The following is a 14602-nucleotide window of genomic DNA, read 5'->3' as shown; positions in this document are numbered from 1 at the left end:
CGAGGGATTTGGCGAGGCCGATGTTTATCCATCGGGTGAAGACAAAGCCCGATGGCATTGGGCCAAATTCACCCGGCCCGTCGGGTTTCCGGCTGGCGGCCAACCACTTTGTCAGGCAGCTTCGTCCGATGGGTAAACATCGGCCTTGCTACCTTCCGTGTGGGTTGTCTCGCCATCCGAGAAACAGAACTGTTTCTATTTAGGCAGGAAAGGCTCTAACTGATGGCGGAAGACAAACAGAGCAAGACGTCCGCCATCGCCGTTGCCGGCGAAGTACAGGCGGGCCTGCTTTCTCAGCTCCGCGTTATCTTGCATGTCTACTGGATATCACCCGTCCGCAACCGGCTCGTCCTGCTGCTGCTCAGCATGTTTGCCATCATCATCATCACCTCCGCCGGCCAGGTTCGTCTCGTGCAATGGAACGGGCGCTTTCTCGACGCGCTTTCCCATCGCGATTTCACCGCGTTTCTCAACGAACTGCTGGTTTTTCTGGGCATTGCCATCTGCCTGTTGATTCTGGCCGTCGGGCAGACCTGGTTCAATCAGATGACCCGCATGAAACTGCGCGAAGGTCTGACCCGCGACCTCATCGGCGAGTGGCTGGTTCCCCGGCGGGCCTTCAAGCTGTCGAATTCCGGGCCGATCGGCGTCAATCCGGATCAGCGTCTGCACGAGGATGCGCGCCATCTTGCCGAAATGTCGACCGACCTCGGCTTCGGCCTGTTGCAGGCCTCCATTTTGATGATGAGCTTCATCGGCGTGCTCTGGGGCCTGTCCAGCGGCTTCATCTTCAACGTCTCCGGCCACAGTTTTTCCATTCCGGGCTATATGGTGTGGGCGGCCATCCTCTATGCTGGATCCGCTTCATCCATCAGCTGGTTTGTCGGGCGCAAGCTGATCAAGCTCAATGCCGACCGCTACCAGCGTGAATCCGACCTGCGCTTTTCGCTGATGCGCGTCAACGAGCACATCGATGCGATTGCGCTCTACCGGGGCGAACAGGATGAAAAGGTCCGGCTTGGCCTGGATGTCGATTCGCTGCTCGCCGCGATCCGCCAGCTGGTAACGGCCTGGACGCAGCTCGTATGGGTGACCTCCGGCTATGGCTGGTTCACGCAGGTCGCCCCCTATCTGGTGGCCGCCCCAGTATATTTTGCCGGTAACCTGTCATTCGGTGGTCTGATCATCGCCGTCGGCGCCTTCAATCAGGTCCAGGCATCGCTCAAATGGTTCGTCGACAATTTCAGTGCCATTGCCGACTGGCGTGCCACGCTGTTGCGCGTGACGTCATTCCGGCAGGCGGTCCAGTCGATGGACACGCTGAACAGCGTCGAGCAGCGCATCAAGTTCTCCCAGTCGGAAGGCAACCAGCTTGTTTTCGATACGCTCAAGATCACGGCGCCGCTGGCAACCGTGCGCCTGAAGGAGAAAAAGGCGGTCGTCAATGCGGGCGAACGGGTGCTGATCACCAGCGAACCCGGCATCGACAGGACATTGCTTTTCCGTGCGATTGCCGGTCTGTGGCCATGGGGTGCCGGCAATATTGCCCTGCCGAAAGACACGGCGATCCTCTATATGCCGCGCTCGCCCTATTTCCCGCCGGGCAGCCTGCGCGAAGTCATGTCCTATCCGCTTGGGAAGGATGCCTTTCCCGACAGCGAACTCATTTCGGCGCTGCATGAGCTCGGCCTGGACCGCCTCAAGACCATGCTCGACTTCCGCTCGCGCTGGGACCGCGAACTGAGCGACGACGAGCAGCAATCCCTGGCCTTTGCCCGCCTGATGCTGCACAAGCCGGATTGGGTGGTCATCGACGAGGCGCTGGATGCCATGGAAGCGGGCGCACATGACCGGGTGATGGCCGTGCTGCGCGACAAGCTCGCCAAGTCCACCGTGGTGCATATCGGGCGCGAGGACATGAGCAATCACGTCTTTTCCAAGGTGCTGCACTTTGTCAGCGATCCCACGGGACACGGCATGGAAGCGGAAGGGCTGAGCGGCGTCTAGGCGCTTTGCCGCTGCGCCATTTGTGGTGCGTGGTTCGACGAGCTCACCATGAGGGATGGAGTCGGCTGCAGGGAGCTAAGTTCTGCAACGTTTGTGATTAACCTTGCACCAAACCACCTCCCTCATGGTGAGCTTGTCGAACCACGCACGCCAAATAACATGCCGTCTTGCTATTGCCTCACATGAACAGCGGGGCATGCTCCTTGACCCAGTGGCTGAAGCGGCGGGGCGGGCGGCCGATGACCTGCTGGACGCTTCTGGTGACGGCACGCCCTTCCGGCGGCGGATTGCTGTTCCATGCCACGACATAGTCGATGACGTCTTCGCCGATGCCGAGTTCGCGCATGGATTGCCGCGTGTGCTCCTCGCTCACCTCGACATAGCGGATCGGCTTGCCCGTCACCGCGCTGATCGCCTTGATCTTGTCCGGTATGGTCAGGACTTCGCAGCCCGTCAGCTTGAGGGTCCTGCGGGCGTGGCCGCCATGGCTGAGAATCCGGGCGGCGACCGCTGCCACATCCGCCTCGTGGATGAGGGTTCTTGCCGTGCTGCCATAGGGCTCGCGCACGATATTGGCCGACTTGATGCTCTTGATCCAGCCAAGCGTGTTGGACATGAGATCGACCGGCTGCAGGATGGTCCATTCCAGATCACTCGCCCGGACGGCCTCCTCGACGCTTCCGGCCCGCCCGTCGCTGAGCACGCTGATGCGCTGCACGCCCTCCCAGCGCGCCAGCTGGACAATCTCGGCGCCGTTGTCGAGAGGCGTGTAATCGTCGCCGCCGATGGTGATGAGATGCATGCCGGCCACGCCGGCAAGCGCCCGTTCGAATGTTTCCGTCCGTGTCAGGTCGCCCTCGACAACCTCGACGCCCGCGGGCAGATTGGCGCGCCGCGCATCGCGGGTGAGCGCCCGCACGAGATAGCCGTTTTCCAGCAGTTCATTGACGACGTGCCGGCCGACATTGCCCGTCGCGCCTGTCACAAGAAACCGTTTTGCCTGAAACAGCCGGAGAAACTGTGCGTCTGTAAGTCGTTCGATATCGGTCAACATGCGTGCTCCTGAGTGGATGGATTCCGGGCGGAGTGAAGCTTATAAAACCTCAACTTAAGTTGAGGTCAATCGCGGATGCAGGTCATTTTGTCCAAGCTCCGGCGGGTCTGGTTTCCGCTCTTTGCTGCCGTTACCATCGGCGTGCCGAATCTTGACAAGGGCCGGGCTTTGCAATATTAAACTATTTAGTTATTTAACCAGTAGGTAATGTAAAAAATATGACGCCTGACCGTCTCAGTGGCATTCTGGCCGCGCTCGCCGATCCGACGCGGCGCGCCATTCTGGCGCGGCTTGCCGAAGGTGAAACCTCCGTCACCGAACTGGCGGCGCCGTTCGATATGAGCATGCCTGCGGTTTCAAAGCATCTGAAGGTGCTGGAGCGGGCCGGGCTGATTGCCCGCGGCCGGGCGGCGCAGTGGCGCCCCTGCCGTCTGGAAGCCGGGCCGTTGCGCGAAGTGTCGGACTGGCTCGACCATTACCGGCGTTTCTGGGACGAGAGCCTCGACCGGCTGGAGGATTATCTGCAGGCGCTGCAGAAGGGCGACCCTGAGGGAACGCCCAACTGAGTGAGGGAAAATCCGGTCACGGCATGGGCCGCGACCGGAGCAAGTATCAGAAATAATCCTGCAGCGGGCGCACTTCGAGCGAGCCTGCCTTGAGTGCCGCAATGGCTTCGGCCACCGCATCGGCACCCGACAGGGTGGTGTAGTAGGGCACCTTCTGCATCAGCGTGGCGCGGCGCAGCGATTTTGAGTCCGAGATCGCCTTGGCGCTGTCGGTGGTGTTGAACACCAGCTGCACCTGCCGGTTGCGGATGGCGTCCTCGACATGCGGACGGCCTTCCTGGACCTTGTTGATCTTCTGCGCGGCAACGCCGTTTTCCGCGAGGAAACGCGCCGTGCCGCCGGTCGCCAGCACCTTGAAGCCAAGATCTGCCAGCCGCTTGACCGGCGCAAGAATGCGCTGCTTGTCCTCGTCGCGCACCGAGACGAACAGGGTGCCGTCACGCGGCAGGTCGACACCGGCACCGAGCTGCGCCTTGGCAAAGGCCAGCGCATAGTCGTAGTCGAGGCCCATCACTTCGCCGGTCGAGCGCATTTCCGGTCCGAGCAGGATGTCGACGCCGGGGAAACGGGCGAAGGGGAAGACAGCTTCCTTGACGGCGATGTGCTTGCGCGCGGTGCCGGACGGCTTGCCGCCATAATTGGCCAGCGCCTCGTCCAGCGTTTCGCCCGCCATGATGCGCGCGGCGATCTTGGCGATCGGCTTGCCGATGGTCTTGGCAACGAAGGGTACCGTGCGCGAGGCACGCGGGTTGACTTCCAGCACATAGATCGTGCCGTCCTTGATGGCGTATTGCACGTTCATCAGGCCGACAACGTTGAGGGATTTTGCCAGCGCGGCGGTTTCTGCCTCGAGCTGGGCAACGATGTCAGCCGAAAGCGAATGCACCGGCAGCGAGCAGGCGCTGTCGCCCGAGTGAATGCCGGCTTCCTCGATATGTTCCATGATACCGGAAACCCAGGTGTTCTTGCCGTCGCACAGGCAATCCACATCGACTTCGATGGCTTCGCTGAGATAACGGTCGAACAGCAGCGGGTTCTTGCCGAGCAGGGTGTTGATCTGGCCGGTCTTGTCGTTCGGATATTTCTGCTTGATGTCTTCCGGCACGAGTTCGGGAACCGTGTCGAGCAGATAGCTCTGCAGGGCGCGCTCGTCATGGATGATCTGCATGGCGCGGCCGCCGAGAACATAGGACGGGCGCACCACCAAGGGGAAACCGAGTTCACCGGCAATGGTGCGGGCCTGTTCCACGGAATAGGCGATGCCGTTCTTCGGCTGCGTCAGGTCGAGCTTGATCAAGAGCTTCTGGAAGCGGTCGCGATCCTCAGCCAGATCGATGGCATCCGGCGAGGTGCCGAGGATCGGGATACCGGCCTTTTCCAGCGCATCGGCGAGCTTGAGCGGTGTCTGGCCGCCGAACTGGACGATGACGCCGTGCAGTGTCCCGGCGGTCTGTTCGGCGCGCAGGATTTCCAGCACGTCTTCGGCGGTCAGCGGTTCGAAGTACAACCGGTCCGAGGTGTCATAGTCCGTCGATACCGTCTCGGGGTTGCAGTTGATCATGATGGCTTCGTAGCCGGCATCGCGCAGGGCGAAGGCGGCATGGCAGCAGCAATAATCGAACTCGATGCCCTGGCCGATCCGGTTGGGGCCGCCGCCGAGGATGACGACCTTCTTACGGTCGGAAACCTGGGCTTCCGAGGCGAGGGCGCCGGCGAAGGGCACTTCATAGGTCGAGTACATATAGGCGGTCGGCGAGGCGAACTCGGCCGCGCAGGTATCGATGCGCTTGAAAACGGGGTGCACGTCAAGCTTCTTGCGCAGCTTGACCACATCGTTGGGGTCGACCTTGGCCAGGCTGGCGAGGCGGGCATCGGAGAAACCCATGCCCTTCAGCATGCGCAGGTTCTGTGCGTCCTGCGGCAGGCCGTGCTCGCGCACACGCTCTTCCGTGGCGATGATTTCCGCCATCTGCTGCAGGAACCACGGGTCGATCTTGCAGCCCTCGTGCACTTCCTCGACGGAAAGGCCGAGGCGCAGCGCCTGGGCCACCATGCGCAGGCGGTCCGGCGTCGGCGTGCCGATGGCGGCGCGGATGGCATTGTTGTCGCTGCCTTCGCCAAGGCCGGGAATGGCGATTTCATCGAGACCGGTGAGACCGGTTTCAAGGCCGCGCAGCGCCTTCTGCAACGATTCCTTGAAGGTACGGCCGATGGCCATGACTTCGCCGACGGACTTCATTGCCGTGGTCAGCGTCGGCTCGGCGCCGGGGAATTTCTCGAAGGCAAAGCGCGGGATCTTGGTCACGACATAGTCGATGGACGGTTCGAACGAGGCCGGGGTGGCGCCGCCGGTGATGTCGTTTTCCAGTTCGTCCAGCGTGTAGCCGACGGCGAGCTTGGCGGCGATCTTGGCGATGGGAAAGCCGGTTGCCTTGGACGCCAGCGCCGAGGAGCGCGACACGCGCGGGTTCATTTCAATGACGATCAGGCGGCCGTTTTCCGGATTGACGGCGAACTGCACGTTCGAACCGCCGGTCTCGACGCCGATCTCGCGCAGCACCGCAATCGAGGCGTTGCGCATGATCTGGTATTCCTTGTCCGTCAGGGTCAAGGCCGGGGCAACGGTGATGGAGTCTCCGGTATGGACGCCCATCGGATCGATGTTCTCGATGGAGCAGATGATGATGCAGTTGTCCGCCTTGTCGCGGACGACCTCCATTTCATATTCCTTCCAGCCGAGAACCGATTCCTCGATCAGCACTTCGGTGGTCGGCGATGCATCGAGACCGCTGCCGATGATTTCGTAGAATTCTGTGCGGTTATAGGCAATGCCGCCGCCGGTGCCGCCCATGGTGAAGGAGGGGCGGATGATGGCGGGCAGGCCGACATGGTCGAGCGCCGCACCGGCCATGCCGAGCGCGTGCGAGACGTAACGCTGCTTGCGGTCGCCTTCGCCCAGCTGCCATTCGGTTTCGAGCTTGTCGAGCGCCGCATCAAGCTCGGCGCCGGAATATTTGGCCTTGACGATTTCGCGCTGCTCCTTGTGCAGGCGGCGGTCGAGGTTTTTCACGTCGGTCGCATTGGCCAGCATGGATTTGGGTGTTTCCAGGCCGATCTTGGCCATGGCCTCGCGGAAAAGCGCGCGGTCCTCGGCCTTGTCGATGGCTTCGGCATTGGCGCCGATCATTTCGACATTGTAGCGGTCAAGCACGCCCATGCGGCGCAGCGACAGGGCGGTGTTCAGCGCGGTCTGGCCGCCCATGGTCGGCAGCAGGGCGTCCGGACGCTCCTTGGCGATGATCTTGGCGACGACTTCCGGGGTGATCGGCTCGATGTAGGTGGCATCGGCCAGTTCCGGATCGGTCATGATGGTGGCCGGGTTGGAATTGACGAGGATGACGCGGTAGCCTTCCTCCTTCAGGGCCTTGCAGGCCTGCGTGCCGGAATAATCGAACTCACATGCCTGACCGATGATGATCGGTCCTGCGCCGATGATCAGAATAGATTTGATGTCGGTGCGTTTTGGCATGGCTTCTTCCTATCAACAGCGTGCTGCACAAAAAACCGCACGGACTTGACCGTACGGGCAGACACAAAATTCCTAATGCGAGGCTAAGGCTGCCTTATAGGCAAAGCGATCGGATTACGTAACCCCAAAAACGCGCAAATCCATGCTTTTTCGCCGCAGTTTCGCGGGGGGCGAGCACGGGACGACGCTTTCTACCTATCCGGATCCGAAACAGGCGGATGGCGCTGCATTATTCGGTCATGAAAATTGATTGGGAATCCATTGCAGCCACCAGTTGAAAATAGCATCGTGCATGGAACAAATAAGGAGCTATACTGTTGATGTGCAACATATCAGCGGCATGGCCGAGGGTTCATCTGGAGGTGGGTAATGCGCTGGCAGGGCGGTAGGCAAAGTGACAATGTTGAGGACCGCCGCACCGATGGCGACGATGGCGGCACTCCCGGCGGCATGGGCAATGGCGGCGGCTTCCGCTTTCCCAGCGGCGGCGGCATACAGTCCGTGCGCGGCGGCGGCATATCCGGTATCCTTGTCCTTGCGGCCATTTTCCTGTTCCTGAAATTCTGCACCAATATCGATCCGATGCAGATTCTGGTGGATGGCGGCATGATGGATCAATCATCGCCGGGACAAAGCCAGAGCCAGTCGCCCGCCTCACGCCCGACGGCGCAGGCCAATGACCAGATGACGCAGTTCGTCAAGACCGTCCTGGCCGAGACCGAGGATGTCTGGACCGGCATTTTCCAGGCGGAGGGCAAGCAGTATCCGCCGCCCACCCTGGTGCTGTTCAGTGGACAGACCCGTTCGGCCTGCGGTTCCGCCAGTGCGGCGACAGGACCGTTCTATTGTCCGGGCGACCGCAAGGTCTATATCGATCTGAACTTCTACAACGAGCTGGACAAGAAGTTCGGCGCATCGGGCGACTTTGCCCAGGCCTATGTGCTTGCCCATGAAGTGGGCCACCACGTGCAGAACCTGATCGGTGTCCTGCCGAAGTTCAACCAGATGCGCCAGAACATGAGCGAGGCAGACGCCAATGCCATGTCCGTGCGGGTCGAATTGCAGGCGGATTGCTTTGCCGGTATCTGGGGGCATTTCACCCAGCAGAAGGGTATTCTGGAAGCGGGCGACCTGGAGGAAGCGCTGAATGCCGCCAAGCAGATCGGCGACGACACCTTGCAGCGCAAGATGCAGGGCTATGTGGTTCCCGAAAGCTTCAACCACGGCACGTCTGCCCAGCGCAGTTCGTGGTTCAAGCGCGGCTTCGACAGCGGCAAGCTCGACAGCTGCGATACGTTCAGCGGCGCGATCTGATAAGACGCGCGCTGCATGATGAGTGGTGCGTGGTTCGACAAGCTCACCATGAGGGAGGTTGAGAGTTGCAGGGAGCCTTATTCCGCGACGTTCGCGATTGGCATGCAGCTAACCCACCTCCCTCATGGTGAGCTTGTCGAACCACGAACCACGCACCTGCAAGCTTGAAATCACAAGAGGCTAAACGGCGGTCTGCTGATCCGTGAAATCCCGTCCCAGCGCCAGCGATACGGCGGCCTCCGAATGGATCGTGGTCGAATCGAACACCGGCAGGGCGATATTGTCATCGGTGAGGGAGAGGCAGATTTCGGTGCAGCCGAGAATGACGCAGTCGGCTCCGGCTTCCTTGCCGCGCACGATGATCTTTTCCAGCGCCTGGCGGGACTCTTCCGTCACGATGCCGCGGCAGAGTTCGTCAAAGATCACCGCGTGGACTTTTGCCCGGTCGATTTCATTGGGAACCATAACCTCGATGCCGAATGCATCGCGCATATAGTCGGCGTAAAATCCGTGTTCCATGGTGTAGCGCGTCGCCAGCAGCAGCGGGCGTTGCTTGCCGGCGGCGGCAAGCACCCGGCCGGTTTCCTGCCGGATGTCGATCAGCGGAATGCTGACGGCACCTGCTACCTCGTTGGCAACAAGGTGCATCGTGTTGGTGCAGATGAGAACGCAGTCGGCGCCGGCCGCTTCAAGTCGCGTGGCTGCATCCGACAACAGCGCCGCGGCATCGTCCCAGCGGTTGCTTTTCTGCAGGGCGACGACTTCGGAGAAATCCAGCGACTGCAAGGCCACCTTGGCGGAGGCAAGGCCGCCCAGCCGGGCGCGGACGGCTTCGTTGATCTGCCGGTAATAGACGGCCGTGCTTTCCCAGCTCATACCGCCAATCAGCCCAATCGTGCGCATTCTCATTCTCCCATGGAAGTCATTGCGGGAATAATAATCCAGATGCCGCGCGAACGGTTCGCAAAGTTTGCGGATTAAACCTGTCTCCCTGCAAAAGATTGGCGTATATTCCTGCTACAACGCCGAAATATTGCACGGGAATGGATATGCTCGACCATCGTGACCGTAAAATCCTGGATTTGTTGCAAGCGGATTCGTCCATTACCGTGTCGGATCTGGCCGACCGGGTCAGCCTGTCCGTCTCCGCCTGTTCCCGCCGCATCCAGCGCCTGGAGGAAGAGGGCTATATCGCCCGCCGCGTCGTTCTGCTCGACCGGCCGGTGATGGGGCTGCCGACGACAATGTTCGTCATTGTCCGCACCGCGCGCCATTCCGCCGACTGGCTCGAGCAGTTCCGCGCCGCGATCATCGATATCCCTGAAATTGTCGAAGTGCACCGGATGACTGGCACCTTCGACTATATCCTCAAGCTCGTTCTCCCGCGCGTCGAAGCCTATGACGGCATCTACAAGGCGCTGGTGGAAAAGGTCGAGTTTTTCGACATATCCGCTTCGGTTTCGATGGAGACGCTGAAGGCAACCACCGCCCTGCCGACCCATTATGCCAGGTAGGGATGTGGCAGCATATGTCAGGAGATATTGGCCCGGCGCACAATCGGGACCTATTTTCCCGATTTTCTGACTATGTTCACGTATTGTTTCGCTCGTGGAAATCGATTATGAGCATTTTCCGGATCAATTTCGTTCCGGAACGCCAAAAGTGAGTTTCGATGATTGATCCTGTCCTTGCCAAGCGCGGGCTGACTCTTGTCTTTGTCATGCTCCTTATGGATGTCATCGGCATCGCGATCATCGTGCCGGTCATGCCGGCCTATCTCGAACAGCTGACGGGATCGGATGTCAGTCACGCGGCCATTGACGGCGGCTGGCTGCTGTTTGTCTATGCCGCGATGCAGTTCGTTTTTGCCCCGCTGATCGGCAATCTGAGCGACCGTTTCGGCCGCCGTCCGGTGCTGCTTGCCTCGGTGTTCACCTTTGCCATCGACAATCTGATCTGCGCGCTCGCAACGAGTTTCGGCATGCTGTTCATCGGCCGCGTGCTGGCGGGCATCAGCGGCGCGAGCTTTTCCACCGCCTCCGCCTACATCGCCGATGTCAGCACGGACGAGAACCGCGCCAAGAATTTCGGCCTTCTCGGCATTGCCTTCGGCGTCGGCTTTATCCTCGGTCCGATCATCGGCGGCTTGCTCGGCGAGTTCGGTCCGCGGGTGCCGTTCTTCGGTGCGGCGCTGATCGCCTTCCTGAATTTTCTCGTGGCCTATTTCTTCCTGCCGGAAACGCTTGCAACGAAGAACCGCCGGACGTTCGACTGGAAGCGTGCCAATCCGCTCGGCGCTCTCAAACAGATGCGCGGCCACCGGGGGATCCTGTGGATCGGTCTCGTCTTCTTCATGCTCACCCTTGGCCACATGGCCTATCCCTCGGTGTGGTCGTTCGTCAGCGCCTATCGCTATGACTGGAACCAGCGGGATATCGGCCTGTCGCTCGGCGTGTTCGGCATGGGCGGCGCGCTGGTCATGGGTTTCATCCTGCCGCGCGTCGTCGCCCGCTTCGGCGAGTGGCGGACGGCAGTGATCGGGCTGGTTTTCACGGCGCTCGGTTTCTTCGGTTATGCCGCGGCGTGGCAGGGCTGGATGGTCTATGCGGTCATCGTCGCGACCTGCCTGGAAAGCCTGGCGGATCCAGCCATGCGCAGCATCGCCGCCGCCAAGGTTTTGCCGTCGGAGCAGGGCGAATTGCAGGGCGCGATGACCAGTCTGTTCAGCATCACCAATGTGATCGGCCCGCTGATTTTCACCCAGATTTTTGCGATGTTCACCGCGCCGGCGGCATCGGTTGCCTTCGGCGGCGCCCCCTATGTGCTCGGCGGGCTCTTCGTGGTGATCGCCGTCGCCGTCTTTGTCCTGCGGGTGGAAAAGCCCGCCATTGCCGCGCATGAGCCGCTGGAACAGGCGGCAGCTATTTGACTGGCCGCCCCTTTGCGCTATGCAACGGGTCCCACCCGCCGAAACGAGGTTTTCCATGTCCATTGAAAAACGTATTCCGCTCAATTCCGATGGTCTGTCGCTGTCCCGGCTGGTGCTGGGCGCCTGGCGGCTGCTCGATCAGGGCGCAAAACCGTCCGCGGCTGAGGTGGCACGCCTGATCGACGAGGCGATTGCGCTTGGCCTGACCAGTTTCGATCACGCCGATATCTACGGTAATTATGGTGTCGAGGCGGCTTTCGGCGCGGGCCTTGCCGGCTGGAGCGGCAAGCGCCAGTCGATCGAGCTGATCACCAAATGCGATATCATGCTGACCTCGGACCAGCGCCCGGAAAACCGGGTAAAGCATTACGATACCAGCGCGGCGCATATCAAGGCGTCCGTCGACCGCTCGCTGCAGAACCTCAGGACCGACTATATCGACGTGCTGTTGCTGCATCGCCCCGATCCGCTGATGGATGCGGATGACACGGCGGCGGGATTGCAGGCGGTTGTGAAGGCCGGAAAGGTGCGCGCCGTGGGCGTGTCGAATTTCACGCCGCCGCAGATCGATCTGCTGGCATCGCGCCTGCCATTTCCTGTGGTAACGAACCAGATCGAAATGTCGGTGACCGCCACCGAGCCGCTCACCGATGGCAGTCTCGACCACGCCCAGCGCCTGCGCTATGCGCCGATGATCTGGTCACCGCTTGGCGGCGGCAGCCTGTTTACCGGCACGGGCGAGCAGGAGCAGCGCGTGCGCGCCGCGTTGCAGGCGGTGGGGGGTGAACTCGGTGTTGACGATATCGCGGCGGTTGCCATTGCCTGGCTGTTGCGCCATCCGGCGCGGCTGGTTCCCGTGCTCGGCAGCCTGAAGCGGGAGCGTCTGGCGAAAATGGTGGCGGCGCTCGATATCACGCTCGAGCGCCAGCAGTGGTTTGCCATCCTGAAAGCCAGTACCGGCCGGGATGTTGCTTAAGTTATAAGCTGCATTCCCGCTGTGCGTGGTTCGACAAGCTCACCATGAGGGAAGTTTGTGGGCTGCAATCAAACCACCTCCCTCATGGTGAGCTTGTCGAACCACGCACCATGGGGATGCAATATTTATCTTAGGCGGCCTGATCGCGCTCGGGCAGGGGCGCAAGACCCTGACGGGCGCGGATCAGATTGGCGAAGCGGCGGAACAGGTAGTGTGAGTCCTGCGGGCCGGGCGAGGCCTCCGGATGGTGCTGCACCGAGAAGATGGCCTTGCCGGTGACGCGCAGGCCGCAATTGCTGCCATCGAACAGCGAGACGTGGGTTTCTTCCACGCCGTCGGGCAGTGAATCCGCATCAACGGCAAAGCCGTGGTTCATTGAAACGATCTCGACCTTGCCGGTGGTGTCGTCGCGCACCGGATGATTGGCGCCATGGTGGCCCTGGTGCATCTTCTTGGTGTCGCCGCCGAGCGCCAGTGCCAGCATCTGGTGACCGAGGCAGATGCCGAAGACGGGAATGTCGGTCTTGATCAGGTCCTGGATGGCCGGAACCGCATATTTGCCTGTGGCAGCGGGATCGCCCGGGCCGTTCGACAGGAAAATGCCGTCGGGCTTGTGGGCAAGCACGTCGTCCGCCGTTGCTGTGGCCGGAACGATGGTGACCTTGGCGCCGAGCCCGGCGATGAGACGCAGGATGTTGCGCTTGATGCCGTAATCGATGGCAACCACGTGGAATTCCGGCGCGATCTGCTGGTCAAAGCCTTCGTTCCACACCCATGGCTTCTCGGTCCAGACCGAGCTCTGGCCTGACGTGACGTCCTTGGCCAGATCGAGGTCGAGCAGGCCGTGCCAGGCGGCGGCGCGTTTGGTCAGGGCCGGAATGTCGAAATTGCCGGCGGGATCGTGGGCGATGACGCCATTGGGCATGCCCTTTTCGCGGATGAGTGCGGTGAGCGCACGGGTATCGACGCCGGCAAGCGCGATCACGCCGCGCGCCTTCAGCCAATCGTCGAGATGTTCGGCGGCGCGGTAGCTCGAAGGCGCCGTGATGTCAGCCTTGAAGATGGCGCCGACGGCCCCGGCGCGGTTGGCCGGGGTCAGGTCTTCGATGTCTTCCCGGTTGGTGCCGACATTGCCGATATGGGGGAAGGTGAAGGTGACGATCTGGCCGGCATAGGAGGGGTCGGTGAGGATTTCCTCGTAGCCGGTCAGCGCGGTGTTGAAGCAGACTTCCGCCTCGCAGGCGCCGGTTGCACCCAGTCCCTTGCCCTCGATCACCGTTCCATCGGCCAGAACCAGCACCGCTGTCGGCTTGAATTCTGTCCAGGCTGCGGTCTTTGCACCTGCGTCTGTCGTTATCGGGGCGGTCATGCGGCACTCCTGCGTGGGCTTGCGTCGTCGTTCTTCATTGGGCATTGAAAAATGCCGTTCGGTATTCCATATGACATGGCTGAACGCGGTGGTCGATTGACCTTACCACCGCTGCAACAACCCAAAATGTCTGGCTAGGTCACGGACCTTAAAGAAAACCGCGCTTCCGGTCAATTGCGACACGACAACTCTTCGTGGAAATCGGTTCCGAACCGGTTCGCCGCGATGATTGATTTCGTTCGGACCCGCCGGTAGGCTGCGCGGACAACAGGAGAGTAAAGCCATGCGCGATACCATCGCCGGGGCACTGACAACCGCCATCAAGGCACAGGACAAGCGCCGCGTTTCCACGCTGCGCCTGATCATCGCCGCCATTCAGGATCGGGATATTCTCAATCGCGGATCGGGCAAGGACCCGGTCACGGGCGATGAGATCAGCGCGATTCTGGCCAAGATGATCAAGCAGCGCGAGGAATCCGCGAAGCTCTACGAGGACGGCAACCGGCTTGAGCTTGCCGAGCAGGAGCGCAGCGAGATCGAGATCATCCGGGGCTTCCTGCCCAAGCAGCTGGGCGACGAGGATATCCGCCAGGCCTGCTCGCAGGTCATCGAGGAAATCGGCGCTGGCGGCCTGCGTGACATGGGCAAGTGCATGAATGCGCTGAAGGAAAAATACGCCGGCCAGATGGACTTCACCAAGGCCAGCGGTATCGTCAAGGAAATCCTGCAGTAAGCTGCCGACACGGCACGCACAGCGGACGGGATGCGCCGGGCGCGGCATTGCCTTGCCACGCCCGCGATCGCATCTGGCCATTGCAAAGGAGGAAAGACGGGCGGTCCCTGGGAACGCGGGTCTTG

General features: G+C 61.2%; 11 protein-coding genes. 7 read left to right on the top strand and 4 right to left on the bottom strand.

Going from position 1 to position 14602, the window contains the following annotated elements; genetic code table 11:
• The first annotated feature begins 222 nt into the window (after positions 1-222).
• Entirely contained in the window at positions 223-2007 is a 1785-nt protein-coding gene (locus ACIQWS_RS20425; RefSeq protein WP_346307444.1) for an ABC transporter ATP-binding protein/permease, read from the top strand.
• Positions 2008-2185: 178 nt separating this feature from the next.
• Here ACIQWS_RS20425 and ACIQWS_RS20420 read toward each other — a convergent pair whose 3' ends face one another.
• The gene (locus ACIQWS_RS20420; RefSeq protein WP_403183784.1) at positions 2186-3061 is read right to left on the bottom strand and encodes an NAD(P)H-binding protein; all 876 of its coding nucleotides are present in this window, start codon (positions 3059-3061) and stop codon (positions 2186-2188) included.
• Between the two features lie 218 nt (positions 3062-3279).
• Here ACIQWS_RS20420 and ACIQWS_RS20415 point away from each other — a divergent pair, with 218 nt between their 5' ends.
• The gene (locus ACIQWS_RS20415) at positions 3280-3627 is read left to right on the top strand and encodes a helix-turn-helix transcriptional regulator (RefSeq protein ID WP_223612626.1); all 348 of its coding nucleotides are present in this window, start codon (positions 3280-3282) and stop codon (positions 3625-3627) included.
• Positions 3628-3673: 46 nt separating this feature from the next.
• Here ACIQWS_RS20415 and carB read toward each other — a convergent pair whose 3' ends face one another.
• Positions 3674-7156 carry a carbamoyl-phosphate synthase large subunit gene (carB, locus tag ACIQWS_RS20410; RefSeq protein ID WP_403183779.1) on the bottom strand — a complete coding sequence of 1161 codons (3483 nt, stop codon included), beginning with the start codon at positions 7154-7156 and terminating at the stop codon, positions 3674-3676.
• Between the two features lie 369 nt (positions 7157-7525).
• On the opposite strand from carB, the gene ACIQWS_RS20405 reads away from it, so the two are divergent.
• Positions 7526-8470 carry a neutral zinc metallopeptidase gene (locus ACIQWS_RS20405; RefSeq protein ID WP_403183775.1) on the top strand — a complete coding sequence of 315 codons (945 nt, stop codon included), beginning with the start codon at positions 7526-7528 and terminating at the stop codon, positions 8468-8470.
• A 180-nt stretch (positions 8471-8650) separates the two neighbouring features.
• Here the strand turns inward: ACIQWS_RS20405 and ACIQWS_RS20400 are convergent, their stop codons facing one another.
• Positions 8651-9373 carry an aspartate/glutamate racemase family protein gene (locus tag ACIQWS_RS20400; protein WP_403183772.1) on the bottom strand — a complete coding sequence of 241 codons (723 nt, stop codon included), beginning with the start codon at positions 9371-9373 and terminating at the stop codon, positions 8651-8653.
• A 146-nt stretch (positions 9374-9519) separates the two neighbouring features.
• Here ACIQWS_RS20400 and ACIQWS_RS20395 point away from each other — a divergent pair, with 146 nt between their 5' ends.
• From ACIQWS_RS20395 to ACIQWS_RS20385, 3 genes are all read left to right on the top strand, one after another.
• Positions 9520-9984 carry an Lrp/AsnC family transcriptional regulator gene (locus ACIQWS_RS20395; protein WP_403183769.1) on the top strand — a complete coding sequence of 155 codons (465 nt, stop codon included), beginning with the start codon at positions 9520-9522 and terminating at the stop codon, positions 9982-9984.
• Positions 9985-10142: 158 nt separating this feature from the next.
• On the top strand, positions 10143-11399 hold the full coding sequence (locus tag ACIQWS_RS20390; protein WP_403183766.1) for a TCR/Tet family MFS transporter: 1257 nt from the start codon (positions 10143-10145) through the stop codon (positions 11397-11399).
• A 55-nt stretch (positions 11400-11454) separates the two neighbouring features.
• Positions 11455-12375, top strand: a complete 921-nt coding sequence (locus ACIQWS_RS20385; RefSeq protein ID WP_403183763.1) for an aldo/keto reductase family oxidoreductase — start codon at positions 11455-11457, stop codon at positions 12373-12375.
• Between the two features lie 130 nt (positions 12376-12505).
• Here ACIQWS_RS20385 and carA read toward each other — a convergent pair whose 3' ends face one another.
• Positions 12506-13744 (bottom strand): glutamine-hydrolyzing carbamoyl-phosphate synthase small subunit, encoded by a 1239-nt coding sequence (carA, locus tag ACIQWS_RS20380; RefSeq protein WP_403183759.1) that lies wholly within the window; start codon positions 13742-13744, stop codon positions 12506-12508.
• 283 nt (positions 13745-14027) lie between these two features.
• Here carA and ACIQWS_RS20375 point away from each other — a divergent pair, with 283 nt between their 5' ends.
• Positions 14028-14477: a GatB/YqeY domain-containing protein gene (locus tag ACIQWS_RS20375; protein ID WP_403183756.1), complete on the top strand. Its 450-nt coding sequence runs from the start codon at positions 14028-14030 to the stop codon at positions 14475-14477.
• Positions 14478-14602 lie beyond the last annotated feature (125 nt).

Source organism: Phyllobacterium sp. NPDC097923 (assembly GCF_044760925.1).
Lineage (GTDB): Bacteria > Pseudomonadota > Alphaproteobacteria > Rhizobiales > Rhizobiaceae > Phyllobacterium > Phyllobacterium calauticae.
This window is presented reverse-complemented; position numbering and strand designations above follow the sequence as displayed.

Coding starts and splice junctions, on each gene's coding strand:
- ACIQWS_RS20425 (WP_346307444.1), top strand. CDS start 223: ATGGCGGAAGACAAACAGAGCAAGACGTCCGCCATCGCCGTTGCCGGC.
- ACIQWS_RS20405 (WP_403183775.1), top strand. CDS start 7,526: ATGCGCTGGCAGGGCGGTAGGCAAAGTGACAATGTTGAGGACCGCCGC.
- ACIQWS_RS20400 (WP_403183772.1), bottom strand. CDS start 9,373: ATGCGCACGATTGGGCTGATTGGCGGTATGAGCTGGGAAAGCACGGCC.
- ACIQWS_RS20390 (WP_403183766.1), top strand. CDS start 10,143: ATGATTGATCCTGTCCTTGCCAAGCGCGGGCTGACTCTTGTCTTTGTC.
- carB (WP_403183779.1), bottom strand. CDS start 7,156: ATGCCAAAACGCACCGACATCAAATCTATTCTGATCATCGGCGCAGGA.
- ACIQWS_RS20395 (WP_403183769.1), top strand. CDS start 9,520: ATGCTCGACCATCGTGACCGTAAAATCCTGGATTTGTTGCAAGCGGAT.
- ACIQWS_RS20385 (WP_403183763.1), top strand. CDS start 11,455: ATGTCCATTGAAAAACGTATTCCGCTCAATTCCGATGGTCTGTCGCTG.
- ACIQWS_RS20420 (WP_403183784.1), bottom strand. CDS start 3,061: ATGTTGACCGATATCGAACGACTTACAGACGCACAGTTTCTCCGGCTG.
- carA (WP_403183759.1), bottom strand. CDS start 13,744: ATGACCGCCCCGATAACGACAGACGCAGGTGCAAAGACCGCAGCCTGG.
- ACIQWS_RS20415 (WP_223612626.1), top strand. CDS start 3,280: ATGACGCCTGACCGTCTCAGTGGCATTCTGGCCGCGCTCGCCGATCCG.
- ACIQWS_RS20375 (WP_403183756.1), top strand. CDS start 14,028: ATGCGCGATACCATCGCCGGGGCACTGACAACCGCCATCAAGGCACAG.